Source organism: Pseudomonas sp. NFR02 (assembly GCF_900119375.1).
Classification (GTDB): domain Bacteria; phylum Pseudomonadota; class Gammaproteobacteria; order Pseudomonadales; family Pseudomonadaceae; genus Aquipseudomonas; species Aquipseudomonas paracarnis.
Map to the genome: position 1 here is coordinate 208,450 of NZ_FPJJ01000009.1, position 23,179 is coordinate 231,628.

Genomic DNA, 23,179 nt, shown 5'->3' on the forward strand with positions numbered 1-23,179 from the left:
CGCAAGGGCGCTGCATTCTACCTGGCGCCCCGCGTTAACGTTGGCGATCTTCGCGAGCAAGCTCGCTCCTACAGGGTAATCGCGGTCAGTGGACGGGCAATTCAACGCCGTCAAACAACTCTTCCAGCTCTTGCTTGTTGTGGCACTGGATCGCCTTGGCCATCACCTCACGGGTCAGGTGCGGTGCGAACTTCTCGATGAAGTCGCACATGAAGCCGCGCAGGAAGGTACCGCGACGGAAACCGATCTTGGTCACGCTGGACTCGAACAATTCGCTGGCATCCAGCACCATCAGGTCTTTGTCGAGGTTGGTGTCGACCGCCATCTTGGCGACGATCCCGACGCCCAGGCCCAGGCGCACGTAGGTCTTGATCACGTCGGCATCGGCAGCAGTGAACACCACCTTGGGCGTGAGGCCGCGATGGCTGAACGCTTCGTCGAGCTTGGAACGGCCGGTAAAGCCGAACACGTAGGTCACGATCGGGTATTCAGCCAAGGCTTCCAGGGTGAGCTTCGGCAGCTTGGCCAAAGGGTGCCCCTGGGGCACAACCACGCAGCGGTTCCAACGGTAGCAGGGCATCATTACCAGGTCGCCGAACAATTCCAGGGCCTCGGTGGCGATGGCAAAATCGACGGTGCCGTCAGCGGCCATCTCGGCAATCTGCATCGGCGAACCCTGGTGCATGTGCAGGGCTACGTCCGGGTATTGCTTGATGAAATCACGGATCACCGGCGGCAATGCATAGCGCGCCTGGGTGTGAGTGGTGGCGATCGACAAGGTGCCTTTCTTCTCGTTGGAGAATTCCTGGGCGATCTGCTTGATGCTTTCGACTTTACGCAGGATCTCGCCGGCGGTGGTGATGATGCGCTCGCCAGCTGGAGTGACGCGGGTCAGGTGTTTGCCGCTGCGTGCGAAGACTTCGACGCCCAACTCGTCTTCGAGCAGGCGGATCTGCTTGCTGATACCAGGCTGCGAGGTATAGAGGCTTTGAGCGGTAGCGGAAACGTTGAGGTCGTGGTGCGCCACTTCCCAGATGTAGCGCAGTTGTTGAAGCTTCATATGAATCCCTCAAAGCAGATAGACGCCACGGGTATCAGCGACGGTATATAACTATATTAAAGGTTTGACGGATAAATCTAGAACTTTTTATCGTTTTTACCGATCAACTATCGTCACTGCGCCGACGCTGCAGCGACGGCACCAGGTAAACCGGCACCGGGGACAACTGCAACACCCGTGCGGCGGTACGTCCAAGGGGGACGGCCACACCGGCTGCCTGGCTATGACTCCCGACGATCAGTAAGTCGACGGACAGTTTTCGCAACTGGTCGAGAATCACCTCGCAAGGATCCCCCTGGATCACCTTGACCGAGCGAATCCATTGCAGGTCCTGCTCCCCTTCCCCCCATTCCTCACGGAAGCTGTCCAGCACACGTTGTTCAATCGTCGCCATCACCGTGCTCAACCCCTTGCTTTGCCATTCGCTCAGGGCGGTTTCATCAAGGTAGCTCTGCAACACCGATTCGGCGAACAAGCCAATGGGCTCGACCACGTGGATCACATACAGGTCAGCCTTGAACGTTCGCGCCAGCGCCACTGCATGTTGCATCACATAGGGTGCATACAGACCGAGGTCCGTGGCAAACAGCATCGAGCGAATCATAAAACCTCCTGGACTGCCAGGATGGCGGGAATTGAATGAGCTTAGCAGCTAGCGCTCGGTCTGGATTCTCAACTCATTGCTGATGCCATGGGGCACGTGCCCGGTGGCCACTACCTCCCTGGCTTTCTCGCAATGGCCGGCCTGGTCATCGAAAAACACATCGGCGGCAAAGGCTTCCAGAAACGCGGATTTTTCCAGGCCACCGAGGAACAGCGATTCGTCCAGGCGGATATCCCACTCGCGCAACGTGCGGATCACGCGCTCATGGGACGGTGCCGAACGTGCGGTGACCAACGCGGTACGAATCGGGCAGGCCTCATCGGCAAACTCGCGTTGCAACAGGTTCAGTGCCGCCAGGAAGCCCTTGAACGGACCGCCGTGCAAAGGCTGGCGCGCCGACTCTCGCTCGCTGGCCTGGAAGGCTGCCAGCCCACCGGCCTGGTAGACACGTTCGGACTCATCGGAGAACAGCACGGCATCGCCATCGAATGCGATGCGCAGCTCTTCGCTGGAAGCGCGGCGCGGGCCGCCGGACAAAATCGTCGCGGCCGCAAACCCGGCATCGAGGGCGCTGCGCACATCTTCAGCATGGGTGGAGAGAAACAGATGACAACCGAAGGCGGCCAAATAGGGATAGGGACTACGCCCGCCTACGAAAGCGGCGCGGGAAATATCCAGGCCGTAATGCTGGATCGTGTTGAACACCCGCAGCCCGGTATCGGCACTGTTGCGCGACACCAACACCACCTCGACCCGCGCACGCCCCAGGCTGGCATTCAGGCTCAGCAGCTTCTTGACCAGCGGGAAGGCATCGCCAGGCTCGAGGGTTTCTTCCTCGTGCTCGATCTGGTATTTGCGGTAAGCCTCGACCCCTTCAGCCAGATAAACCTTGTGGCTGTCACTCAGGTCGAACAGCGCTCGTGAGGAAATCGCCAGCACCAGTTTGTCAGCCAATCCCTTCACCATGGTGGTCCCCCCCCAATCATCGGTTGTGCCGATCAATAAAACTCAAGGCCTGATAGAGCGCCTGCATGCGTGGCAGTTCGCAACCGGCCGCTTTGGCAGCAGCCAAGGGACGGGCATAGATGGCCGCCAGCTCCAGCGGCCGCTTGTGCAGGTGGTCGTGGTACATGCTGGGCAGGTAGTCGTCCATGGTTTCTGTCATGGCGAACATCTGCCCAGCGTAACTGGCAGGAATTTCATGCCCGCAGGCATGAGCGCCCTGCACCACCTCGGCCATCAGCGCCTGGATCAACTCGCGGCTGGACTCATCGGCCATCATGGCCGTGGTACCCGTGCCCAGCAACACAGAGAGGCCGTTGAACGGCACGTTCCAGACCAGCTTGTGCCAACGCGCCAGATGCACATTGGCCATGGCCTGGGACTCGATGCCAGCTTGATGAAACAGCCCGGCACCGGCTTCGACAATCGCCTGTTACTGCACCTCATCGTTGGCCGCCGTGCCACTGTGATAGCCCAGGTTGACCCGGCCCAACGCCTGATGCTCGACCACGCCGGGGGCCGAGCGGTGCACACCGATGTAGCACAGGCCGCCCAACAGATGCAGCGACGGCGGCAGGTGTTCACGCAGGCCGTCTTCGACATCGAGGCCGTTTTGCAGGAGCACCACTTTGGCATCCGGCGCCGCCACCTGGGCGATGGTTGGCGCCAGGTCCACATTACCGGTGGACTTGGTGCCCACCAATAGCCAGTCGCACGGCGGCATGTTGGCGGCGCTGGCATAGGCCTGCACCGGATGCAGGTGCAGTTGCCCATGCACCGTACTGTTGACGTGCAGGCCATGCCTGCTCACCGCGGCATATTCGCTGCGCAACAGGAAATGCACATCGAAGCCGGCGCGCGCCAGCATCAGTCCGTAGTAACCACCTATGGCACCGGTACCGATAATGCCAATGCGTGGCGACGGGGCTGCAACTGCTGTCATGGCAAATCCTCTGGTGTTCGGTTGAGCGCCTGGTTTAGGCATTCGGCGAGGTCGGATGCTGTAAGACGTGTCTGTAATTGCCCAAAGAATTGACCCTCGCACACCAGGAACAACGCCGGCAAATGAAAGATCCGGTAGCGTTCCACCGCACCGCCGTTGTGCCCGGCATCCACCCAGCACACGCGGTCCACCGGCAAGTGCCAGCCGGGCAACTGCTGGCGTGCCCAGCGGCAACTGGCACAACCGACACTGGTGAACACTACCAGCGAAATACCTGGCAATCCCAGCAATTGCTGGTCAATATCCAGGTCGGTCAATTCCAGTTCCTTCACTATACTGCTGCCATTGCCGTCAACTGGACGGCGCTCGGAGTCCGTGTACATGGGTCGTTTTTTACCTCACCCTGATGATGTCGCTGTCGAGTTGATCCAACGTCCCTCTCCCGCCCTTCCCCGCCAACGCCTGCACACTATCGGCCGCGGCGGCGTCGCCTGCAATTGGCCACGTGCCTGGCGCACCGGCACGGCGGTAGACCTGCATATCCCTTCCCTAGGGCCCAGCGCCCGTTATCCAGGCTATGTCGCCTGGTGCCGCAAAGTCGAACAGGGCTATCGCATTGGTATTTGCTTTACCGACGAACACGCCTTGTTCGGTGCACGGATGGGCGAGCAAGTGTGCCAGATCGAGCGTTACTGCCGCCTGCACGAAGACGCCGAGCCAACGCCTGCACAACTTGAAACCATGGCCCGTGAGTGGGTGTCGCGTCATGCCGGCGAGTTCTCCCATGAGGCAGTTGTGCAGCCAGCGCTGGATTAAACCGGGCTTTGCCCATTGTCGCGGGCCCGTGTTACGCGCTAAGGTTCCTCCCCCCTGCATTCAAATCATGCTGTGCCCGCCGCACGGGGATAGCTGGCGGCCGGCACCCGTGACCCTGGCGAGTAACACGATGGCTGATTTACCGATCAATGACCTTAACGTTGAATCCAACGAGACCCTGATCACCCCCGATCAGCTCAAGCGCGAAATCCCCCTGAGCGACGCTGCCCTGCAGACCGTCACCAAGGGCCGCGAAGTCATCCGTGACATTCTCGACGGCACCGACCACCGTCTCTTCGTGGTGATCGGGCCCTGCTCTATCCACGACCTCAAGGCCGCCCACGAATATGCCGAGCGCCTCAAAGTGCTGGCGGCTGAAGTGTCCGACACCTTGTACCTGGTCATGCGCGTGTATTTCGAGAAACCGCGTACCACCGTCGGCTGGAAAGGCTTGATCAACGACCCGTACCTGGACGACTCCTTCAAGATCCAGGATGGCTTGCACATCGGTCGCAAACTGCTGCTGGACCTGGCTGAAATGGGCCTGCCCACCGCCACCGAAGCCCTCGACCCGATCTCCCCGCAATACCTGCAGGACCTGATCAGCTGGTCGGCTATCGGCGCACGCACCACCGAATCCCAGACCCACCGCGAAATGGCGTCCGGCCTGTCTTCGGCCGTAGGCTTCAAGAACGGCACTGACGGCGGCCTGACCGTGGCGATCAATGCGCTGCAATCGGTCTCCAGCCCTCATCGCTTCCTGGGTATCAACCAGGAAGGCGGCGTGTCCATCGTGACGACCAAGGGCAACGCCTACGGTCACGTCGTGCTGCGTGGCGGCAATGGCAAGCCCAACTATGATTCGGTCAGCGTCGCGCTGTGCGAACAGGCGCTGAACAAGGCCAAGATCAAGCCAAACATCATGGTCGACTGCAGCCACGCCAACTCCAACAAAGACCCGGCCTTGCAGCCATTGGTGATGGAGAACGTTGCCAACCAGATTCTGGAAGGTAACCAGTCGATCATCGGCTTGATGGTCGAGAGCCATTTGAACTGGGGTTGCCAGGCGATTCCAAAAGACTTGGCCGACTTGCAGTACGGCGTGTCGATCACCGATGCCTGTATCGATTGGTCCGCCACCGAAACTACCCTGCGCAGCATGCACGCCAAGCTCAAGGACGTGTTGCCCCAGCGCAAGCGCACCTGAGTCCGTACCGGTTTCGCGCACACAAAAACGCCGGGCTAAGCCCGGCGTTTTTTATTGGCAACTGGTCAGTTACAGCTTCGCGGCATGGCGCTGGTGGCGCTCCATATAGCGTTCGACATAAGAGCACGACGGGATCACCGTGTAGCCAGCCTCTTCGGCAAACTTCAAGGCTTCCTCGGTCAACGCAGCCGCAATGCCTCGCCCCCGCAGTGCGTTGGGCACGAAGGTGCGATAGATATCCAGGGTCTGCTTCCCGAGGTCCATGTAGGTCAGGTAGGCACGATGACCGTCCACATTGGTCTCGAACTGATGACCAGCCTGGTCATGGTGGATGGACAACGCCTCGCTCATCACTACTCCTCGCGGGTCTGAATTAACGACCCTACCTTACCGATGTTTTTCCGGCGAAGGAACATCTACGCCACCCCGTGCCGGTTTCGACAGCGAGAAAACCGTGAGCGCTCACAACCAGCACATAGGGAATAGTAGGCACCAATCCTGAAATTGCTCAAGGCGCACTCGTCATTCCCCGCCGCTGGTGGATATAGAAAGGGCCTCGATCAACCGGTGACCGATAGCCTGAACATTGCCGGCAGTTGAACCTTGAGACGAACTGGCGCTCTTAAAGTCACCTCTAGATGCGCAAAAGATGCCCGCCGCAGTAAAGCCAAGCGTAACCAAAGTGCCCCGCTTCGTTATATAAAATTTCATCTATTTACAAGGCTTAACACATGCGGGCCGGCCCTTTCAGCCTGGATCCAATGTGCGTCCAGGTGCAAAAAATTGGACAGTTTTCATACAAACCGCCAAAAGATTAGCCAAAATAGATTCGGCACAAGAAATTTTTTTGCTTCTTGCGCAACGTCAGTTTACTTACTACAAGTAATGGGTAGTATGTACGCCGGCTATTAGCTCACTCTGAGAAAGTAGCCATTAAATTGAAAGTCCTTGAAGGGGAACACGATGAACAACGTTCTGAAATTCTCTGCTCTGGCTCTGGCCGCAGTTCTGGCTACCGGTTGCAGCAGCGTCTCCAAAGAAACCGAAGCTCGTCTGACTGCAACTGAAGACGCAGCAGCTCGCTCCCAGGCCCGTGCAGACGAAGCCTACCGTAAAGCTGATGAAGCTCTGGCTGCTGCTCAAAAAGCACAACAGACTGCTGACGAAGCTAACGAGCGCGCTCTGCGCATGCTTGAAAAAGCAAGCCGCAAGTAATAATCCTTCGGGGTTGTTATCAAGCCGATCCATTTATGGGTCGGCTTTTTTTTGCCTATGATTTGGCATGTGGGAGCGGGCTTGCTCGCGAAAGCGGTGGATCAGTCAACATCAATGTTTGCCGGGCCGACGTCTTCGCGAGCAAGCCCGCTCCCACAGGGATGTTCGCTCAGGCTTATTATTGAAGATCGAGCGGGGTGCTGGACGCCACAGGTGCGCCGCCTGGCACACCAATTTCGGTCGGCAAGCCATCCTCGGCGGCGACCACATCACGCACCTGGTCCCAGTTGACGCGTAGGTTATTGGACAGGTCCTCGCGCTTGAGCAACGCATTGATGACCGCGGTGTGCTTGTCGACCACCGATGGCGTACCGTCATCATTCAACGGCGTGTGGGCCTCAAGGTAGACCTTGCCACCACTGCTGCCGAACTTGTACGCGTCATTGATGATGCGCACTGACGTGCCTACCGGCACCATGCCTGCCATTTCCAACACGTTGTTATTGAACATGCGGAAGCACCCGTGGCTGGTACGCGTGCCAATACCAAACTTCATGTTGGAGCCGTGAATCAGGTAACCCGGCGTGCCCAGGGTGAACTTGAACGGCCCCAGTGGGTTGTCGGGGCCGGCAGGCACCACGTTGGGGAGCGGGTCACCGTTGGCGGCGTGCTCGGCCTTGATCGAGGCCGGTGGCGTCCAGGTCGGGTTCGGCGTCTTGGCGATGATACTGGTATGGGCGATCGGCGAACCCCAGCCTTCCCGGCCAATGCCCAGAGGGAAGGTATAGACGACGTTTTGGCCTTTTGGATAGTAGTAGAGCCGGTATTCCGCCAGATTGATCACAATGCCTTCCCGCGGCCCGGGCGGCAGGATAAAGCGTGTCGGCAGCACAATCTCAGTGCCCGCACCCGGCAACCAGGCATCGACACCCGGGTTGGCCGCGACCATTTCCGAATAGCCCAGGTCGTAGGTGGTGCCAAGGTCAGCAAAAGTGTCTTCGTACTTGGCCTTGATCACTTGGACCTGGCCAACAATGTCCTCACCGGGCGGTGGCAAGGGCAACTGCAAGGCCGCCGCCGAACCCGCCGCACAAAGCGCAGCAAGAGACAGGCAGCAGGTGACGACGGAAAGGCGCGACAACATCCGGAAAATCCTTCGCAAGACGACGGGTAGGGAAAAGTTGATTGTATACGGCTTCGCAGCGCCAAGCTTCAAGCTGTTTTACAGCTCGAAGCGCAGCTCCGGCCAGATCGGCGGCGTGCCGCGCTTTTGCGATTCTAGAATCGCCCGGCATAACGGGCAGAGTCGCTGGTCTTGAAAAATCGAGCGGTTGACCGATGACCAGCGTGGCTGTGCGGGCAATAAAGTGCCGCAGAGCGTGCGGTCGATGGAGCCGCCCAGTTCCAATTGACGCGCCACCAAATGCACTCGCACTTCCTGGCAGGCGAACAGGTCCAGCTGCTCGTCCGGCTCGATCAGTTGGTAGTTAAACAGGGACCAGGCAGGGCGCGACATCGAGGGCTCCAAATCAGGGGGGCGCCACCTTAGCCGAAAGCCTGCCGGTAGAAAAGCGTCATAGCAGCGGTTTTAGCGCCGGCCAGACATTTTCCAGCAACTTGTCTTGCGCCGCGCCCGCCGGGTGCAGCCCGTCAGCTTGCATCAACTCCGGATGGCCACCCACGCCCTCGAGGAAAAACGGCACAAACGGCACCTTTTCTTTCTGTGCCACATCACCGAATACCTTGGCAAAAGCTTCGACATAGCGCTTGCCGTAATTGGGCGGAATCTGCATACCCAACAGCAGCACCTTGGCGCCGCTGTCCCGGGACTGCTGAATCATCGAAGCAAGATTTTGTTGCAATTGCGCAGGCGGCTGGCCGCGCAAGCCATCGTTGCCACCCAACTCGATCACCACCACGTCCGGTTTGTGCGTTGCAAGCGCCGCGGGCAGCCGCGCGAGGCCTCCTGCACTGGTGTCGCCACTGATGGAAGCATTGACCACTTTGTCGTCAAAACCCTCCTGCTTGAGCCGTTGCTCCAGCAACGCGACCCACCCTTTGCGGGTATCCAGGCCGAAACCGGCACTGATACTATCGCCAACGATCAGGACTGTACCCGCCGCTGCGTTCTGGGCCATGCACATCAAGGCCAGGCCAGCACTCAAAAACCACACTCGCATCGGATTCTCCATGGGCGCAAGCATTCTCACCGCGCGAAACCTTAGCAAAGTGGTTCCCAGCGCGGAAGGTGAACTGACTATCCTGCACGAACTGAGCCTGGAACTGAACAAGGGCGATAGCCTGGCTATCGTCGGCAGCTCCGGTTCCGGTAAATCCACACTACTGGGCCTGCTGGCCGGCCTCGACCTGCCCAGCAGCGGCGAAGTGACCCTGGCCGGGCAAGCCCTGAGCACCCTCGACGAAGATCAGCGCGCGCGCATCCGTGCCGAGCATGTGGGTTTCGTATTCCAATCCTTCCAATTGCTCGACAGCTTGAATGCTCTGGAAAACGTGATGCTGCCGCTGGAGCTGGACGGTCGCCAGGACGCCCGCGAGCGAGCCAAACACCTGCTGGAGCGCGTAGGCCTGGGCCAGCGCCTGACCCACTCGCCCCGCCAACTGTCCGGTGGCGAACAACAACGCGTGGCGATTGCCCGCGCGTTTGCCGCCGAACCGGACGTGCTGTTTGCCGACGAGCCCACCGGCAACCTCGACAGTCATACTGGCGAGCGCATCAGCGACCTGTTGTTCGAGTTGAATAAAGAGAGCGGTACGACCCTGGTACTGGTCACCCACGACGAGCGCCTGGCCCACCGTTGCCGGCGCCTGATCCGCCTTGAAGCCGGCCTGATGGTCGCGCCCCTGGAGCCTTGATGGCACGTTTGCCGCTGTTGCGCCTGTTCAGTCTTGCCATGCGTCAGTTACTGCGCGATGCCCGCGCCGGCGAATTGCGCGTGCTGTTCTTTGCCCTGCTGGTGGCCGTGGCCGCCAGCACCGCTATCGGCTACTTTGGTGCGCGCCTCAACGGCGCCATGCTGCTGCGCGCCACCGAATTCCTCGGCGCCGACCTGGTGCTCGAAGGCAGCTCGCCGGCCCGTGCCGAGCAAATCAAATCTGGGACCGAATTGGGCCTGGATCACGCTCGCATCGTGGAGTTCTCCAGCGTTATCGCCACCGATAACGGCATCCAGCTCTCCAGCATCAAGGCGGTCAACGAGCAGTACCCCTTGCGCGGCGAGCTTAAAAGCAGCACCGAGCCCTTCGGTACGCAAATCCCGGGCGGTGGCCCCAAACCTGGTGAAGCCTGGGTAGAAGCACGGTTGCTGACGGCGCTGGACCTGAAAGTCGGCGACAGCATCGATGTCGGCATGAAGACCCTGCGCCTGGCGCGCATCCTGAACTATGAGCCCGACCGCGCCGGCAACTTTTACAGCCTCACGCCCAGGGTCATGATCAACCTGGCGGACCTGGACGCCACCGGTGTCGTCCAGCCAGGCAGCCGTGTGAGCTACCGCGAACTATGGCGTGCGCCACAAGGCAGCACAGCGCTGCAAACTTATCGCGACCTGGTCAAACCGGGCCTGGCTGCCAACCAGCGGCTGCAGGACTCCCGCGATGGCAACCAGCAAATCGGCGGCGCGCTGGGCAAGGCCGAACGTTACCTGAACATGGCCAGCCTGGTGGCCGTGCTGCTGGCTGGCGTGGCCGTGGCGCTGTCGGCCAACCGCTTTGCCAGTCGACGTTTCGATGCCAGCGCGTTGTTGCGCTGCCTGGGCCTGTCGCGCCGTGAAGCCATGCTGCTGTTCAGCCTGCAACTGAGCGTGCTGGGCTTGCTGGCGAGCCTGGCCGGCGCCCTGCTCGGCTGGCTGGCGCAATTTGGCCTGTTCTATTTCCTGCACGACCTGTTGCCCGCCGACGTACCGCCAGGCGGGTTGCTGCCGGCTGTTGCCGGGATCGGCACCGGTCTGGTCGCCCTCGCCGGCTTCGCCCTCCCACCGCTGGCCGCACTGGGCCGGGTACCGCCGCTGCGGGTATTGCGTCGCGATTTGCTGCCTATTCCTTCAAGCACTTGGATGGTCTACGGCGCGGCACTGTTTGCCTTGGGCCTGATCATGTGGCGCCTGAGCCTGGACCTGGTATTGACCTTCGCGTTACTCGGCGGCGGTGTAGTCGCTGCGCTGCTCCTGGGTGGCTTGCTGCTGTTGTTGCTACAGAGCCTGCGGCGGTTACTGGCTCGTGCCTCCCTGCCGTGGCGCCTGGGCCTGGGCCAATTGTTGCGTCACCCGTTGGCGGCGGCAGGCCAATCCCTGGCCTTTGGCTTGATCCTGTTGTCCATGGGGTTGATCGCGCTGTTGCGAGGCGAATTGCTCGACACCTGGCAAAACCAGTTGCCCAAGGATGCGCCCAACTACTTCGCCCTGAATATCCTGCCAGCCGACAAGGACGCCTTTGGCGCCCGTCTGCTGGACGTCCAGGCACAAGCGGCGCCGCTCTACCCGGTGGTGCCGGGGCGCCTGATCAGCATCAATGGCGAACCCGTGCAGGAGATTGTCAGCAAGGACTCCAGTGGCGACCGGGCCACTCAACGCGACCTGAGCCTGACCTGGGCAGCCGACTTACCAGCGGGTAACGTCCTGACGGCAGGTACGTGGTGGTCGGCGCAACCCACTGACGGGGTTCCTGGCGTGTCGGTGGAAGCCAAGGTGGCCGAGAGCTTGAAGCTCAAGCTCAACGACCATTTATTGTTCACCATCGGTGGGGAAAACCGTGAAGCACGGGTCACCAGCCTGCGCACCATCAACTGGGATAACTTCCAGCCCAACTTCTTCATGATTTTCCAACCGGGCACGTTGAAGGATCTGCCCGCGACCTACCTCACCAGCTTCTATCTGGCTCCCGGCCATGACCAACAGATCGTCGACCTGTCACGGGCCTTCCCGGCGGTCACTATCCTGCAGGTCGAGGCCCTGCTGGAGCAGTTGCGCAGCATCCTCGCCCAAGTGACGTTGGCGGTCGAATACGTGCTGTTGTTTGTACTCGCGGCGGGCATGGCAGTGTTGTTCTCTGGCCTGCAGGCCACCCTGGATGAACGAATCCGCCAAGGTGCATTGCTGCGAGCCTTGGGCGCCGAGCGCAAGTTGCTGGTCAAGGCCCGACGCATCGAATTCGGTCTGTTGGGGGCGGTCAGTGGCTTGCTGGCGGCACTGGGCACCGAACTGGTGACCTGGGTGCTGTACCGCTATGCCTTTGACCTAGCGTGGCATCCCCACCCGTGGTTGTTACTGCTGCCCGTGATCGGTGCCGTGCTGATTGGCGCTGCCGGGGTATTCGGCACGCGCCGTGCACTGAATGCCAGCCCGCTGACCGTATTGCGCGAAGGTTGAGACCCGGATGGCACGCCCCCAGCCAAGGGTACGTGCCATCAGGCGGTCTTCACATATTCGATCTTGGTGATCCACCAGCACACCTCTCCGCCGGGGGTCTGTACGATTGCCTCGTCGTCCACCTCCTTGCGCAGCAGGGCCCGTGCCATGGGTGAGTCGATGGAAATGTAATCCATGCGATCGTAGATCTCGTCATAACCGACGATGCGAAAACGCTTGGTCTCGCCCTGTTCGTTTTCGATTTCGACCCATGCACCGAAAAATACCTTTCCTTCCTGCTCGGGCATGTACTCCACCACCCGCATGTCTTCCAGGCGTTTGCGCAGGTAACGCACCCGTCGGTCGATCTCGCGCAACAGCTTCTTGTTGTACTGGTAATCCGCATTTTCACTGCGATCTCCCAGGGAGGCGGCCCAGGTCACTTTGCGTGTGGTATCCGGGCGTTTCTCTCGCCACAGGTAATCCAGCTCTTTTTTCAGCGCTTCATGACCTTCTTTGGTAATCAGCTTGGTACTCAAACGCTTGCATCCCCAGGCAATGTCCAATGGTGCCGTTATGCCAGGGCATCATGCCCAGGCAGCGGCTGGCTGGGACTGATGATAAATGAACCCTGGAAAGTATCCAGGCCGGCGCCCCATTACCTCACCCATGCCCCTCCAGCACTTGGTCCAATTCAAGCAACGTGCCTTGCATACGCTGGCGCATACCCGACAACTGCAACATCATCATCGCCAGCTTTTCTGCCTTCTGGCTGACCTCCAAGCCCTGCTCCTGCAAATAGGTATGGCGCTGCTCGAGTTCACGGCCTTTTTCTTCCAACTGGCTCTGCTGCTGTTGCAATCGCGCCTGCCACTGTTCAAGCATTTGCTCCTTCTCTAGGACCGCGCATTTTTTTTGCGTCAGTTCTTGGGCGACTTTGGCCAGATTGCTCAGCGCGCTGTCCATTTCGAGCAAAGAGGTATGGTCCAACTGGGCAGGCGGGTCCAAGGGTTCGGGCTCAGGCTCAGGCTCGGGTGGCGCCAACCGCAGGTTGTCTGACTCAAAGTGACTGTCATCTTGTTCAACAGGAACAGACGACGCACTGGGCTCAACCTGCTCCTGCGGTATCGCGACCAGCGACCGCGCCGGTTCTTCAAGGGTGCCTTCATCCATAGGTTGCGGCGCAGTCGTGGCTGAGCGCGGATTTCGCGGCGGCGCAACCATTTGCGACGAGAAGCGAATGGACGGCACGATCACTGCGCTGCTTTCGATCGCAGGCAACGCCGGAGCCGACATGCCCAAGGTTATGACCTTCATGACCAAAGCTTTCTTGATGATCACCGAGTGATGATCCTCTGGCCTGGCAGGCGGCAACCGGCAGCCTTTCAAATCAACGAAATGAAAGGGCACCTGGGGTTCGGCAATCGGCGTTGTCTTCGAGCCAGCTGCCGCTGCCATCGTCAGGATCTGTTTGAAGACTTGCATGGCTAATTGCAGGTCCTCTTTGGAGTCAACGCCTCCCAGGAAATACCGATCAATCTTTTTACGCAGTGCCGCGATATAGACCCTGGAGTGGCCGGGCTCTGCCTCCTCATCCAGGCTATACACCAGAAAGTTGGACGCCGTTTGCGTCACAGCAAACCCGCACAACAAGGCGCCGTTAACGGGCGTCCCTTCATCGTTGCGCTCAAGAACAAGAGTACGTAGAAGCATCATGGCAATCTGGCCTCGTTACAAAGGAGAAAACTTTATATAAACATCAGATAAACATCTGGACATTAATAAGCATTCAAAACAAAACAATTGTTTCAGCGGATTATCGGGCCGAACGTAGGATTCTTCTTATTAATCACACTTCGCGTTCCCAAGTCTTCATATTGAACGTACCCTTTTTAAAGCACTTTTCCATACCGCCGGCCTCTCTCACACGCCCTGCAAAACTTATTCGGTAAAACCATGATCGAGATAAGCAACCTGACAAAACAGCTGGGCAAAACACGCGTAATCAGCAACTTGTCCTTCTGTGCCCAGCGCCAGGAGTGTGTGGGCTTGCTGGGAGAGAGTGGGGCGGGAAAAACAACACTGTTGAGCCTGATCGCCGGGACGATCAAGCCGACGGCCGGGCACATCAATATTCAAGGCTTCAATACCCATACCCACTCAATTCAAGCCAAAAAGGTCATTGGCTATCAGCTCCAAAACGGCCTCGACCATCACACGATGCCCGTCAAAAACATGCTCAATTTCATTGCCGCCATTCGCGGCTTGAGCGGGATGGAAAAACGCAGCCAGGTGGCGCAGGTAGCCGCACGACTGGAACTGCTGCCCGTGCTCGACTGCCCCATCAACGTCCTTTCCCTTGGTTTGAAGCGCAGAGTGGCAATGGCCCAGGCGCTCCTGCATTCCCCAAGCCTGCTGCTGCTGGACGAACCCACAGAAGGGCTCTGCCCTGATCAACGCCTCAAGTTCCGGGCACTCATCCAGTCCCTGAGCGAGGAAATGACCATCATCATCGCCTCCCGCCATTACCAGGATCTGGCGGACATCTGCACCCGTGCCTTGGTTATCGCCGGTGGTCGCCTGGTGGGCGATGCCTCGCTGTCCGACTTACAGCGCAGCTCCCGGCACTTCCAGGCCGTCACCCTCGCGGCAGACGCCCCGCTGGATTTGCTCGCGTTGGCCGTATTGCCCGGCGTCGCAGGCATCGAAGAAGACCGGCATGCGCCCGGCAAGGTTACGGTACTGGCCATGCCCGGGCATTCCATCTTTCCCTCGATCAACGCGCTTATCACCCATCGCGGCTGGAACATCACCTCAATGAATCTGGAGCCGGGTCGCCTGAACGATGTCGTTCACCATCTGAGCCAAGAGGTAACACCTTGAGACTGCTACCTGTCATTTTCAAACGACAACTCGTCAGCTATGCCTGCGCCCCCAGCGCTTACCTGAGCGTGGCGGTTTTTCTCGCACTGTGCGCAGCGCTGGGACTGCATTCCAACCAATGGATGGAGCGAAACAGCAGTGATTTGCAGGCTTTTTTTGAACTGCACCCCTGGCTTTATCTCCTGCTGGTCCCCCTTTTATCGACGCAGTTGTGGTCGGATGAATCCAACGCCAGCTTTTACAACACCCTGAATGCCTTGCCTGTCACCTCGATGGAACGGGTGATCGGAAAATTCATCGCGGCATGGACTGTCTGTGGCATTGCGCTGATGCTTAACTTCCCGCTGGTGATTGCCGTGAATTATCTGGGCACACCTGACAATAGCGTTATCGCCTCACAATTCCTGGCCAGTTGGTTACTGGCGGGAAGTTATCTTTCGGTAGGTTGTTTCATCTGTGTACTTGCGAACCAACGCCTGCTGATTTTCTTTTTCACGCTCGGCTTGTTGCTGACCGCCAGTGGGCTTTCGTCAGTACTGGATGCACTTGAACAACAAGCACCGATATGGATTATCGACAGTTTGATGTCCCTGGATCCCGTTGCCCGCTTCAGCGCGATGGATAACGGCAAGCTCACACTGCAGGACAGCCTGTACTTTATCAGCATGATCGTTGCTTTTCTGTTTGCGACCACCCTCACACTCAATTATAAAAACAGCTGAGAAAAGGAAGACCACTGATGGGATCCGCTTTTCGTGCGGGTATGACACTTCTCGTCATATCACTGCTGTTTCTGGCATTCAATCTAGTCTGGGCACCCAAACTGCCCACTGTTCGCTGGGACTTTTCCGAAGAAAAAATCCACACCTTATCGCCCGCGGCGCAGCAACTGCTACTGTCACTTGAAAGCCCACTGGATCTGTATTACTTCAATACCCTCAATGCGCCGCAAAAAAGCCAGGCATTAGAACGTTATGGTCGGCGCGTGGAAGACGTGCTCAAGGCGTTCGAAAAAGCGGCAAACGGCCTGATCAACTTACATATCATTAACCCCGCTCCCTTTTCTGAAGATGCCTACAAAGCCCGCTTGTTTGGGCTTGATGACACACAAGGATTCCTTGGCCTTATCGGCACCCGTACTGGCCAGGGCGCCCAACGCATCGAAGCGTTCCGGCCTGAGCACGAGTCATTACTTGAATATGAGATCAGCCACCTGATCTATAAGTTGGGGCAGCCTGAGCGTGCCACTATCGGCCTGCTGTCGGGACTGGCGTTAGACAAATCGGCCAGCGAGTTGCTGGGGTTGATCCGCGAGCAATTCAACGTGGTGGAACTGGCTGCGAACATCGCCCAGGTTCCGTCATCCATCGCGACATTGATAGTCGTACAGCCGCACGCTTTACCTGAACGAGCCCTATATGCCATTGAGCAATCGGTATTGAAAGGCACCCAGTTGATGATGTTCCTCGACCCCGTGAGCGAGATGGGCGCTGACGCCGTGCCAGCGAACGCCAGAATGGAGGGGCTGCTGAACGCGTGGGGCATCCAAATGCCCGCGGATAAGCTGTTGGTGGATAATCTCTATGCCTCATCAGCCACGCCCGGCCCGGGAATGCCCCGGGTACTGCACCCGGCCAGGCTACACCTTCCATCACAGGCGATGACTCCAACGGATGTCAGCGCCTGGGGGCTGGACGCCGTGATGGTCTCAAGCAGCGGCGCGCTTTCCCTGGCCCCCAAGAGCCGTTCACTGTTGACCCCGCTTCTGTTGAGCTCACGGCAATCGGCCCTGCTGGACGCGAAACGCTTTGGCTCGGCGACGACATTTGACTCACTGATCGATGAAACGGCGACTTCAGGGCAGCGCCATGTGATCGCTGCGCGCGTTGAGGGGCCCGCTTACTCAGCGTTTCCCGACGGCCTCAAGGGCCAGCCGCCCGGGCTGCAAAAAGCAGAACTGATCCAGATGGTCGTCGTGGCCGACACTGACTTGCTCGCGGACACAGTCAGCCATGCACGCAACGGCAACGCGCAGTTTGTATTGAACACATTGGATAACCTGGCGGCGCCCGAAGCGCTCCAGCGCATTCGATCCCGTGTCATGCGCCAACCGTTGCACAGGCTGGAACACATGCGCGACGAAGCCGCACAGGCTTATCGGAAAAATTCGCTTGAGCTCCAGCGACGACTTGAGCAGACAGAGCAAGCATGGCGCGAGTTGAACCCAGCGCACACGCGGCTTATCACCCAGGCGGTGGATACCAATACGCAGTTGCAGGTACTCAACAAGGAGCGCCTGCAGTTGCCCATCGAGTTGCATACACTCAAGGCGCAGGCCTATGCCCCGGTGCAGCGTTTCGAGCGACAGCTCAAAGGGCTGATGGTCGTGCCTCTACCGCTACTGCTGTGCCTGATTGCCGGGTTACTGTTCCTGTACCAGCGCAAGCGTCGACTCCTCGCATTGGCAACCTTTCACTAGTCGCTCAGCGACGGGCAATCAGCCCTTGCCGGGCAATGCGCGTCAGTTGGTGGATCACCTCATGGGCGTTGCTGGCACTCGGTGCCTGAATCACTGCAAGGTCGAAACTGTCGCTGGCAAAACGGGCCAGGGAATCGCCGTCTTCCACAAACTGGATCAGGAACGCCGAAGGCCGACCGGAACGGCGTGGCCAGCCGTCCAGATAACGCAGCAGTGTCGGCTGGTGCTTACCGCCCAGGAGGATTTTCGGATTGCGTTGAGTCAGGTCCGCGGTGATCGGGGCCAGGCGTATGAGGGGGCGTAGTGCATTCATCGTGTCGTGTCTCTGCCTCAAAAGTCTGCGGGCAGGTGAGAGGCAACACCGAACCAGCGCTTTAGCGGTATTTCGAGGAACGCCCTGCGTGAGCAAGCGTACTTCTGTCGGGCTGCATTGAGACCCAGTGGCGCCCCGCAATTAGCTGTTTAAATCGGCGCATGAGCAGCATCCTAGAGAAGCCTGTGGGGCAGTGTCAAGAATCCCGGGCAACGAAAAGGCCCGCATCAGCGGGCCTTTTTGTGCAGCTTGCTAAACGATCAGTGAGTGATCGCGCGGTCGACAGACAATTTGCCCGCACCTTCCAGCAACACCGCCAACGCGCCGCCGAGCAACGCCAGTGCGAACTCATAACCGTTGTTGGCCATGAACAGCCCGTTGTGGATGTGTACAGAGAAAATCGCCACCAGTGTCAGGAAGGTCAGGCCCAATGCAGCAGGGCGAACCAGCAAACCGATGATCAGGGCCAGGCCGGCGAAGAACTCGGTACCGCCCGACAGCAGCGCCATCAGCGTGCCCGGCGCCAGGCCGATGCTTTCCATCCATTGTGCGGTGCCCGCCAGGCCACCACCGCCAAACCAGCCGAAGAGCTTTTGCGAACCGTGGGCAGCGAAGATGATGCCGACGAAGATACGCAGAATAGTCAGGCCATAACCGGCGCGAGTGGACAGTACACGGGTAATCATTGGGCTCATGGGGGTAAATCCTTTTCCAGGTAGGGGTTGGTTGGCCGCTATATTAATCAGTTTAAGCAATGATAAAAGCCGAAATATTGCCTAATTTACATCTAAAAAATCGATTATTCACGCGATGCAACTTTAGCCGCAGGCGGCTCCAGAGACTCGCGCTCCCGATCGAACGCCAAATAATACTTGTTGACGCTATTAACATAGCTGACGCCGCCCATCCCTACCTGCTCCATGGCAATGCGTTCAACCTGGAAGAACCACTGATTGGGGTTAAGCCCACGGCGCTTGGCCTCGGTGCGCATACCTTGCACCCGCTCCGGCCCCATGTTGTACGCCGCCAGCATAAAGGCCATGCGCTCGCGCTCATTGAGCTTGGGGCTGGAGAAAAACTTGCGCCGGATCATCGCCAGGTAACGCGCCCCCGCCTGCACATTACTGTCGAGCGACTCGATATTGTTGACCCCCACCCGCTGCGCCGCCGACGGCGTGATCTGCATCAGGCCGGTAGGGCCTCCACTATTGCGTGCGCCTGGGTCCAGGGAAGACTCCTTGAACGCCAACGCCGCCAGATTCAGCCAGTCCATACCTTGCTCACGCGCATGTTTTTGCAAAACCGGGCGCAGTTTTTCCAGGCGCTGGCGGTCAGCCCGCGCCAATGGGTTACGGACCTGGTAGAGGCGTCGATAGATACGCTGGAAGGCCACATCCTGGTCGGAAGGCGTGTGATAGGTCTTGAGAAACCGATCGATGCTGGCACGCAGCATCGACGCGTCCTGACGCACAAACCAGAACTCGTCGCCCGGCTCGCTGATTACCACCTGCTTGTCAAAGCGCAACTTGGGCAGAATTTTCGACCAGCGTTGGGCAATGGGTTTTTCCACGATCGTCAGGTGAAAAATCCCGGCCTGCACCATCTCCAGGACGTCTTCCACCGCCAGGCTGGGGTCAACCCATTCGACTTTCACGGGGGGGCGCTTGTGCAGAGCCAGTTTTTGATTGACCTGACTGATGGCATCCGCCGCCGCACTGCCCGTGGTCAGCGTCAGCGTGCGACCTGACAGTTGCTCCAGCTTGGTAAACCGTCGTTCACCCTTGACGCCCACCAGCCACAACGGCACATCGCTGACAATCGGGTCGCTGGCGCTGACCTTGTGCACGCCCTTCACGTCCAGCAATTCACCGGGCGCCACCAGGTCACCTTCACCACGGGCCAGCGCACCGAGTAACTGGTCCTTGGCCTTGGGGATGATCTTGAGGTTGATGGCCTGCCCATCACGGGCATGGCCGTTGAGGTATTGCTCGAAGGCGCGTAACCGATGGTATTCGACACCGATGGCCTGGCCCTGCACTTCACCGGAACTGTTGCGGCTCTGGTTGACCAAGACGCGCAGGGTGCGGCTGGAGCGAATTTGCGCCAGGTCGCGGACCTTGCCGGGCTTGGCCACTTGCAGCGGCCCATCCAGACGTGCGACCGCCGCCATGGGCAGGAGCAACGTCAGGCACAACATAAGCAACGCCGAGGGTCGGATCATCCGCTCTCCGAAAAGAAAACTGGCCAGCACCTTCGCGAATAACGACGTGCTGGTGGTCAGAAACAGAGCGCTTTATGCGCTGGCAAGGCGTGCAACGGCGCCACGGTGGCAGGCAATCGGCCCCCCACAATGTCGCTTGCGACGTTCAAAGACAGCGTTAACGCATTGTAGTTCTTGGTTTTTCTTATCAATCTACAGCTCTGATATGCTTTCCGGCCGCAGGCGGAGATAGCACCATGCAACTCATTGATATTGGCGTCAACCTGACCAACCCCAGTTTCGACGAGAGGCACACGGCCGTTCTCGAACGCGCTTACGCCGCTGGCGTGCAGCAATTGGTACTCACCGGCACCAGCGTCGAGGGCAGCGAACAGGCCCTGCAACTGTGTGTAAAACTCGACGAAAGCGGCCAGCGACTGTTCAGCACTGCCGGCATTCACCCTCACTCTGCCAGCGACTGGAACAGCGACAGCGCCCAACGCCTGCGCAGCTTGCTGGGCGACAGCCGAGTGCGCGCCGTGGGTGAATGCGGGCTGGATTTCAACCGGGACTTCTCCCCTCGCCCCCAGCAGGAAAAAGTCCTCGAAGAACACCTCGCCCTGGCCGTCGAACTGCAACTTCCGGTGTTTCTCCATGAGCGCGATGCCAACCAGCGTCTGCTGGAGATCCTCAAGGACTACCGCGACCACCTGCCGGCCGCCGTGGTGCACTGCTTCACTGGCGAACAGGCAGCGCTGTTCAGCTACCTGGACCTGGATTTACACATTGGCATCACGGGTTGGATCTGCGACGAACGCCGTGGCACCCACCTGCATTCACTGGTCAGGGACATTCCCCGAGGCCGTCTGATGCTGGAAAGCGATGCGCCCTACCTGCTGCCACGCACGTTGCGCCCCAAACCAAAGAACGGTCGCAATGAACCGGCTTACCTGCCCGAAGTACTGCGCGAAGTGGCCTTGCACCGTAACGAAACAATGGAAGACCTGGCGCTGCATAGCACCGCGTGCGCCCGGCGCTGTTTCGGCTTGCCTGCCATCGATTGATGCGGCGCATTGACCCATATCAAAAGCGCTGTTCTGAATAGCGGCACAATAATGGCACCTTGCCAATACCGTTTCCGCTATCAGAGAAAACCTTCCATGGGTGCCTGGCTTAGCAATATCTCGCTCAAATACAAATTCTGGGCCGTCAATGCGGTCGCCTTCATCACCACCCTGCTGCTGGTGCTGTACGCGGTACAGCTGGAACAACAGGCGCGTAGCCAGGCGTCACAGGCATCGGCCCAGGCTCAGGGACGCTTGCTAAGCGCCTGGCCAGCCGACAGAGCCTTGCCCACTGGTGAGCACTGGCTCGCATTTTCCAAAGGCCAGATCCCCCAGGACCTGCCCGCCCTGAGCACTGCCAACGGCTGGACTGAACTCAACCCCATGCCGTTGTTCGGTGAAAACCCGCTGATCGGCGCCGAGGTGATCAGCCGCGGCGACGGCCAGCAGGTCGCAGTCTTCGCCTACGCGCCGAGCCTGAGCCAAGTGTTCAGTGAACGCTTCACCCACTACGCCGTCGCCGTGGCAGTGCTGATGCTGGCCATGCTCGGTGCCTCGCAGTTGTTGATCCGCTTCCTGCTCAGCCAACTCAACACCCTCAAGGATGTGATGCTGCACGTCGAAAAAACCGGCGACCTGTCGGCGCGGGTGCCGTTGGCCTGCAAGGATGAAGTCGGCCAGATGGCCAGCGCCTTCAACGCCATGCAAGCCGGATACCAGCGCGTGGTCAATACCGTGGCACGCACCGCCCGGCAACTGGACGAAGGCGCCGCTCGCCTGGCCAGCAGCATGAACGAGGTGCAACACGGCATGCTGGGCCAGCAAAGCGAAACCGACCAGGCTGCCACCGCCATCAACGAAATGACCGCCACCGTCTACCACATCGCCCAGCACGCGGGCGCCACCCGTGACTTGTCCCAGTCCGCCGACACTCTCGCCGGCAGCGGCCAGGCAGTGGTCACCCGGGTACAGCGCTCGATCGCCGGGCTGTCCAGCGGCGTACAGCAGACCGCCGAAATGATCCAGAAACTGGCCGAAGACAGCCAGAAAATCAACGGTGTGGTCAGTGTGATCCACAGCATCGCCGAACAGACCAACCTGCTTGCCCTCAACGCCGCCATCGAAGCCGCCCGCGCCGGGGAAATGGGCCGCGGTTTCGCGGTGGTCGCCGACGAAGTGCGCAACCTGGCCAAGCGCGTGCAAAGCTCCACCGACGAAATCACCCGCATGGTCTCGGCGCTGCAAGCCGGCACCCGCGACGCGGTGGACTTCATGCAGGAAAGCTCATTCAAGGCAGATGACTGCGTACAACAGGCCCAGAAAGCCGGCATCGCGCTGGCTGAAATTACCGGCGCTGTGGCACAGATGCGCGAAAGCAACACCCAGATCGCCGTGGCCGCCGAGCAACAAAGCCATGTCGCCGAAGAAATGAACCGCGCCGTGGTGAGCATTCGCGATGTGACCGAAAACACCGTGCATCAGACCGTGGCGTCGGCCACTACCAGCAATGAACTGGCGACGTTGGCCGGGGAGTTGAGCAAGGCGATTGGGCAGTTGAAGTTGTAAGACTGTTCCAGCTGTAATCCAACTCCTACGACCAAGCCTCGGTTTACCTGAAGTTAAGACGAAACTTCCTCGCCATCCCCGCGAATAACGCCGACTTCTTTTACCTGACAACCGCTGCAAAGTCCCTCGCCTGATCAAACAGTGCGAGGGATTGCAGATGGTGGTGTTCGTTAGAGCCCTGATGAATGGGGCTGTCTCTTGATCTCGGTGCTGGCCAACCTGGTGCTGGTGCCCATGGATCCCGAAGCGCCGAAGGTTGAGCGCGTATTCGCGGATTTCCGCACCTGCCTGAATACCTTTGATACGTGGGCCGACAGCTTTTTAAGTGGTTCGGCACTTAGCGTGGAGCAGGTGTTCAAGGTTGGGGAAGACGTCGCACTGGTCGCGCCGATCTCTTCCGACAAGCCCAGCCGCACGGTCGCTCAATGCAAAGCCCAGGGCGGGCTGACCTTGGTACATCTGTT

Annotated in this window: 24 protein-coding genes and 1 pseudogene; 11 read left to right on the forward strand and 14 right to left on the reverse strand. The window is 59.2% G+C overall.

Annotated features, from left to right (window positions below; genetic code table 11):
- Positions 1–85: 85 nt before the first annotated feature.
- The 5 genes and pseudogenes from cysB to BT199_RS24315 all read right to left on the reverse strand — a co-directional run bounded on the left by cysB (position 86) and on the right by BT199_RS24315 (position 3,992).
- A complete protein-coding gene (gene cysB, locus BT199_RS24295) occupies positions 86–1,060 on the reverse strand; it encodes an HTH-type transcriptional regulator CysB (protein WP_072435592.1) in 975 nt (324 codons plus the stop codon).
- 103 nt (positions 1,061–1,163) lie between these two features.
- Entirely contained in the window at positions 1,164–1,664 is a 501-nt protein-coding gene (locus BT199_RS24300) for a universal stress protein (RefSeq protein WP_072435593.1), read from the reverse strand.
- A gap of 48 nt (positions 1,665–1,712) precedes the next feature.
- Positions 1,713–2,630 (reverse strand): 5'-nucleotidase, encoded by a 918-nt coding sequence (locus tag BT199_RS24305; RefSeq protein WP_072435594.1) that lies wholly within the window; start codon positions 2,628–2,630, stop codon positions 1,713–1,715.
- Positions 2,631–2,646: 16 nt separating this feature from the next.
- A pseudogene (locus BT199_RS24310) lies at positions 2,647–3,609 on the reverse strand (putative 2-dehydropantoate 2-reductase).
- Positions 3,606–3,992 carry a YbbN family protein gene (locus BT199_RS24315; RefSeq protein ID WP_072435595.1) on the reverse strand — a complete coding sequence of 129 codons (387 nt, stop codon included), beginning with the start codon at positions 3,990–3,992 and terminating at the stop codon, positions 3,606–3,608. The pseudogene BT199_RS24310 and the gene BT199_RS24315 overlap by 4 nt, the downstream one beginning before the upstream one ends.
- Between BT199_RS24315 and BT199_RS24320 the strand changes: the two genes are divergently transcribed.
- Both BT199_RS24320 and BT199_RS24325 read left to right on the forward strand, forming a co-directional pair.
- Positions 3,991–4,425: a pilus assembly protein PilZ gene (locus tag BT199_RS24320; RefSeq protein ID WP_072435596.1), complete on the forward strand. Its 435-nt coding sequence runs from the start codon at positions 3,991–3,993 to the stop codon at positions 4,423–4,425. The two genes, BT199_RS24315 and BT199_RS24320, sit on opposite strands and share 2 nt — an antisense overlap.
- 130 nt (positions 4,426–4,555) lie before the next feature.
- Positions 4,556–5,632 (forward strand): 3-deoxy-7-phosphoheptulonate synthase, encoded by a 1,077-nt coding sequence (locus BT199_RS24325; protein WP_003189871.1) that lies wholly within the window; start codon positions 4,556–4,558, stop codon positions 5,630–5,632.
- A 69-nt stretch (positions 5,633–5,701) separates the two neighbouring features.
- Here the strand turns inward: BT199_RS24325 and BT199_RS24330 are convergent, their stop codons facing one another.
- Entirely contained in the window at positions 5,702–5,983 is a 282-nt protein-coding gene (locus tag BT199_RS24330) for a GNAT family N-acetyltransferase (protein ID WP_003189869.1), read from the reverse strand.
- Positions 5,984–6,595: 612 nt separating this feature from the next.
- Between BT199_RS24330 and oprI the strand changes: the two genes are divergently transcribed.
- Positions 6,596–6,847 carry an outer membrane lipoprotei OprI gene (gene oprI, locus BT199_RS24335; RefSeq protein ID WP_003172710.1) on the forward strand — a complete coding sequence of 84 codons (252 nt, stop codon included), beginning with the start codon at positions 6,596–6,598 and terminating at the stop codon, positions 6,845–6,847.
- A gap of 178 nt (positions 6,848–7,025) precedes the next feature.
- On the opposite strand, the gene BT199_RS24340 is transcribed toward oprI, so the two are convergent.
- The 3 genes from BT199_RS24340 to BT199_RS24350 form a co-directional block, all read right to left on the reverse strand.
- Positions 7,026–7,991 carry a L,D-transpeptidase family protein gene (locus tag BT199_RS24340; RefSeq protein ID WP_019820319.1) on the reverse strand — a complete coding sequence of 322 codons (966 nt, stop codon included), beginning with the start codon at positions 7,989–7,991 and terminating at the stop codon, positions 7,026–7,028.
- A 78-nt stretch (positions 7,992–8,069) separates the two neighbouring features.
- Complete coding sequence (locus tag BT199_RS24345) at positions 8,070–8,363, reverse strand: hypothetical protein (RefSeq protein WP_003189866.1); 294 nt, start codon at positions 8,361–8,363, stop codon at positions 8,070–8,072.
- A gap of 58 nt (positions 8,364–8,421) precedes the next feature.
- On the reverse strand, positions 8,422–9,027 hold the full coding sequence (locus BT199_RS24350; protein WP_072435597.1) for an arylesterase: 606 nt from the start codon (positions 9,025–9,027) through the stop codon (positions 8,422–8,424).
- A 10-nt stretch (positions 9,028–9,037) separates the two neighbouring features.
- Here BT199_RS24350 and BT199_RS24355 point away from each other — a divergent pair, with 10 nt between their 5' ends.
- Positions 9,038–9,721 (forward strand): ABC transporter ATP-binding protein, encoded by a 684-nt coding sequence (locus tag BT199_RS24355; RefSeq protein ID WP_003189864.1) that lies wholly within the window; start codon positions 9,038–9,040, stop codon positions 9,719–9,721.
- The gene (locus BT199_RS24360; RefSeq protein WP_038449528.1) at positions 9,721–12,231 is read left to right on the forward strand and encodes an ABC transporter permease; all 2,511 of its coding nucleotides are present in this window, start codon (positions 9,721–9,723) and stop codon (positions 12,229–12,231) included. Before BT199_RS24355 ends, BT199_RS24360 begins: the two co-directional genes overlap by 1 nt.
- 38 nt (positions 12,232–12,269) lie before the next feature.
- Here the strand turns inward: BT199_RS24360 and greB are convergent, their stop codons facing one another.
- Together greB and BT199_RS24370 are read right to left on the reverse strand one after the other, a co-directional pair.
- On the reverse strand, positions 12,270–12,749 hold the full coding sequence (greB, locus tag BT199_RS24365; protein ID WP_014717656.1) for a transcription elongation factor GreB: 480 nt from the start codon (positions 12,747–12,749) through the stop codon (positions 12,270–12,272).
- A gap of 124 nt (positions 12,750–12,873) precedes the next feature.
- A complete protein-coding gene (locus tag BT199_RS24370; RefSeq protein ID WP_014717655.1) occupies positions 12,874–13,926 on the reverse strand; it encodes a hypothetical protein in 1,053 nt (350 codons plus the stop codon).
- Positions 13,927–14,166: 240 nt separating this feature from the next.
- Between BT199_RS24370 and BT199_RS24375 the strand changes: the two genes are divergently transcribed.
- From BT199_RS24375 to BT199_RS24385, 3 genes are read left to right on the forward strand one after another with little or no spacing between them, the layout of a single operon-like run.
- The gene (locus BT199_RS24375) at positions 14,167–15,093 is read left to right on the forward strand and encodes an ABC transporter ATP-binding protein (protein WP_072435598.1); all 927 of its coding nucleotides are present in this window, start codon (positions 14,167–14,169) and stop codon (positions 15,091–15,093) included.
- A complete protein-coding gene (locus BT199_RS24380; protein WP_014717653.1) occupies positions 15,090–15,815 on the forward strand; it encodes an ABC transporter permease in 726 nt (241 codons plus the stop codon). Before BT199_RS24375 ends, BT199_RS24380 begins: the two co-directional genes overlap by 4 nt.
- Before the next feature lie 17 nt (positions 15,816–15,832).
- Entirely contained in the window at positions 15,833–17,572 is a 1,740-nt protein-coding gene (locus BT199_RS24385) for a Gldg family protein (protein WP_014717652.1), read from the forward strand.
- Positions 17,573–17,576: 4 nt separating this feature from the next.
- On the opposite strand, the gene BT199_RS24390 is transcribed toward BT199_RS24385, so the two are convergent.
- The 3 genes from BT199_RS24390 to BT199_RS24400 all read right to left on the reverse strand — a co-directional run bounded on the left by BT199_RS24390 (position 17,577) and on the right by BT199_RS24400 (position 20,106).
- Positions 17,577–17,885 (reverse strand): hypothetical protein, encoded by a 309-nt coding sequence (locus BT199_RS24390; protein WP_003189853.1) that lies wholly within the window; start codon positions 17,883–17,885, stop codon positions 17,577–17,579.
- Between the two features lie 260 nt (positions 17,886–18,145).
- Positions 18,146–18,580, reverse strand: a complete 435-nt coding sequence (locus tag BT199_RS24395) for a DoxX family protein (protein WP_003189852.1) — start codon at positions 18,578–18,580, stop codon at positions 18,146–18,148.
- 104 nt (positions 18,581–18,684) lie between these two features.
- A complete protein-coding gene (locus BT199_RS24400; protein WP_072435599.1) occupies positions 18,685–20,106 on the reverse strand; it encodes an MltF family protein in 1,422 nt (473 codons plus the stop codon).
- A gap of 236 nt (positions 20,107–20,342) precedes the next feature.
- Between BT199_RS24400 and BT199_RS24405 the strand changes: the two genes are divergently transcribed.
- From BT199_RS24405 to BT199_RS24415, 3 genes are all read left to right on the forward strand, one after another.
- Entirely contained in the window at positions 20,343–21,149 is an 807-nt protein-coding gene (locus tag BT199_RS24405) for a TatD family hydrolase (protein ID WP_072435600.1), read from the forward strand.
- A gap of 96 nt (positions 21,150–21,245) precedes the next feature.
- Positions 21,246–22,715: a methyl-accepting chemotaxis protein gene (locus BT199_RS24410; protein WP_072435601.1), complete on the forward strand. Its 1,470-nt coding sequence runs from the start codon at positions 21,246–21,248 to the stop codon at positions 22,713–22,715.
- 198 nt (positions 22,716–22,913) lie between these two features.
- Positions 22,914–23,179, forward strand: a 266-nt coding sequence (locus tag BT199_RS24415; RefSeq protein ID WP_139271609.1) for a hypothetical protein, incomplete at its 3' end; no start/stop codon positions are given.